Source organism: Haliea salexigens DSM 19537 (assembly GCF_000423125.1).
Classification (GTDB): Bacteria; Pseudomonadota; Gammaproteobacteria; order Pseudomonadales; family Halieaceae; genus Haliea; species Haliea salexigens.
This window is the reverse complement of record NZ_AUHJ01000059.1, coordinates 1-2,543: the sequence shown is the minus strand read 5'-3', so window position 1 is coordinate 2,543 and position 2,543 is coordinate 1. Positions and strand designations below refer to the sequence as shown.

Sequence of the window (2,543 nt, the reverse complement as noted above, 5' to 3'; positions counted from 1 at the left end):
AGATCGCTCCAGACTTCCTTTTGGCCCTTCGGGATGGTGGCTATCCACTCGTCCAGGGCGGCTTCTGCCTGGAGCCGTGTGGTGGCGTCCCAGATGCCGTAGAAGCGCTCCTTGTGCTCGTAGGCGGCCAGCAGTTGCGGGAACGCGCCTGTCCAGGTCTCCATGATGAGGCGCTCCCGGTCTGAGACTTCGTGAGCGCGTTTCAGCAGGATTTTCCGGTCTCCCTTGAGAGTCCGGCTCTGGGACGGTTTCAGCTCCTTTCTGAGGCCCTTGCGCACTCTCTCTAGCCCGGATTTCTCATAGTGCTCCAACAACCTTCGCAGACCAAGCACTGGTAGTGCCAGATCCGAGTGGTCATGGTCGAAGTTGGCGATTATTTAGCCAGTTTCCGGCATTCAGGCACAACTCCCCCTTTCCCCCATTGGTATCGGGCCGGGGGAGCCCGATTATCTACTGGGGCACCAAGCGCTGAACCAGTGCTGAGAGATCGTTCTTGTGTGGATAGCTATCACTCATCAACACCCGTATTCGGCGGGTGTTGCGGATGATGACTGCGCCAACCTTGATCAGCTTCAAGCGCAAGGTGCCGGCACTCATACGTTCGAAGGGCGTGTTTTTCAGATGCACCCGCAAACGCTCGAACAGGGTGTAGGCGAAGCCGGATAAGATCAGCCGCCACTGGTTGGTCCACCAGTGTGTGCTGGAGGTGCGACCGGCAAACAGATCCAGTTGTTGATCCTTGATCCGGTTCTCCATATCACCCCGTGCGCAATACTGTTCGTAGTAGAGCTTGAATCCGTCATCGTAGCGGGAGCTGATAACGAACCGGGGGTTCGGGCCTTGAGGGCCATATTCCAGGCGCGCAACCACCCAGCGTGGCTTATGCCAGCTTCGGGCTTTGTAGCGGAAGCGGAAGGTGCTGGCGAGCTTATGGCCATGAGCCTCGTAGTAGGTCCGGACTTTGTCCATGGCTGGGGCGGCAAGCGCCTCCAGCCGCTGGTTGCGGGCCATGCCTACGATGTAATCCACCTGGTTGCGATCGCACCAGGCCAGCAGTCGGGGCTTGCTGAAGTGGGAGGGAACCTGTCAACCTGATTCGGACAGTCAGTTAATCAGTTAATGTCGATTCTCTGGCTGTGTGTTTCGCCGACGGTAGCGTCGGGAAGTTTACCGCCGTGCTCACCGCTCCGGTGTCCTCATCCGGCTGAACCGGATTGATAGAGACCGTCGTTGGCGGCAAGACGACCGTTGGGCGACCCTGTACAAAGCGCTCGGGATGCTCGTCGAACTGCGCATCAAGCGCCTGTTGTTTTTGCTGGGCGATTGCCAGGTAACGGCCGGTAAAGACCTGCTCCGGCGTAAAGCCCGCCAGCCCACTGTGGTGATGTTCGTGGTTATACCACTGGACATAGTCTTTGACCCACTGCTGGGCGTGGGCAACGCTGTCAAAGCGCCCCGGATAATCGGGCTGGTATTTGCTGGTCTTGAACTGACTTTCGCTAAAGGCGTTGTCATTGCTCACGCGCGGACGACTGTGGCTACAGGTCACGCCGAGTTCGGCCATCAGATCCAGGTAGCTGTGCGCGATCATTGGTGCGCCTCGGTCCTGGTGTAGCGTCAGGCTGCCTGGGCGGATGTCGTAGCGCTGAGCCGCCTCGCTCATCAGCTGCTGAGCTAGCGCCGCGTTCTCTTTGCGTGAGATCATCCAAGCAACGATAAAGCGGCTGAACAGGTCCAAGACGACATACAGGTTGAGGTACTCGCCGCGCCGGCGTGTCGGTAATTTGGTGATATCCCAGCTCCAGACCTGATTCGGCTCGCTCGCGCTCAGACGCGGGATGGCGTGGCTCTGAGGCGCCCGCTGGGGGCGCCGCTCGCCGCTGGCGTTGTGTTTGCGCAGCACCCGGTGCCAGGTGCTCAGCGACGCCATGTACACGCCATTATCCAACAGGTCATGATAGATCTCGTAGACAGGCTGGTCCCGGTACTTCTCGCTAAACGCCGTGTCCAGCATCGCCTGGTGCTCAGCGCCAGACAAGGCCTTCGGTTGCGGCGCTTGCTTGCGCCACCGTGCCGCTGGGTCTGAAGGTTTGTTAGTGCCGGAGCGCCAGGCGTAGACCGTACTGCGATTGAGGCCCAGTGCCTCACACGCAGTGGCCAGTGGAAGCCGAGGCGGGCGCTGCTCAATAACGCTAATCATTGCTCGCTCCCATTGTTCGTGTGATCGAGCATCGACAAGGCTTTTTTTTGGAGCGATACGCAGTCCTCGGTCACCGCCAGCTTCTTCTTTAGGCGCTCGTTCTCGCGTTCAAGCTGGTCAATACGCTTTTGTTCAGCGGACTTGGAGGCTTTCGGCCCCGGTGCGGTTTTGGACAGCTTTTCGGCACCTCCAGCGGCCAGCTCGCGACGCCAGGTGGTTAATTGACTGCTGAAGAGCTTTTCTCGGCGCCCTCTGTGTCAACATTGTTGCCCCACCGTTAGGTACAATATGGAGGGCGAGGAGTTGACCAATGGCAAGATATTCATCGGCCTTCAAGGCCAAA

The 2,543-nt window shown here is 58.9% G+C and carries 1 protein-coding gene and 2 pseudogenes; all 3 read right to left on the bottom strand.

Features of this window, described 5'->3' with window-relative positions; all coding sequences use genetic code 11:
• A pseudogene (locus tag G533_RS0119195) lies at positions 1–287 on the bottom strand (transposase); the annotation flags it as partial.
• A gap of 163 nt (positions 288–450) precedes the next feature.
• A pseudogene (locus G533_RS23040) lies at positions 451–1,077 on the bottom strand (IS1380-like element ISMaq3 family transposase); the annotation flags it as partial.
• A gap of 31 nt (positions 1,078–1,108) precedes the next feature.
• On the bottom strand, positions 1,109–2,200 hold the full coding sequence (locus G533_RS0119185; RefSeq protein WP_027951295.1) for an IS3 family transposase: 1,092 nt from the start codon (positions 2,198–2,200) through the stop codon (positions 1,109–1,111).
• Positions 2,201–2,543: the final 343 nt, after the last annotated feature.

Bases quoted from the DNA above. Each gene is read 5' to 3' on its own strand.
- G533_RS0119185 (WP_027951295.1), bottom strand. From the start codon at position 2,200: ATGATTAGCGTTATTGAGCAGCGCCCGCCTCGGCTTCCACTGGCCACT.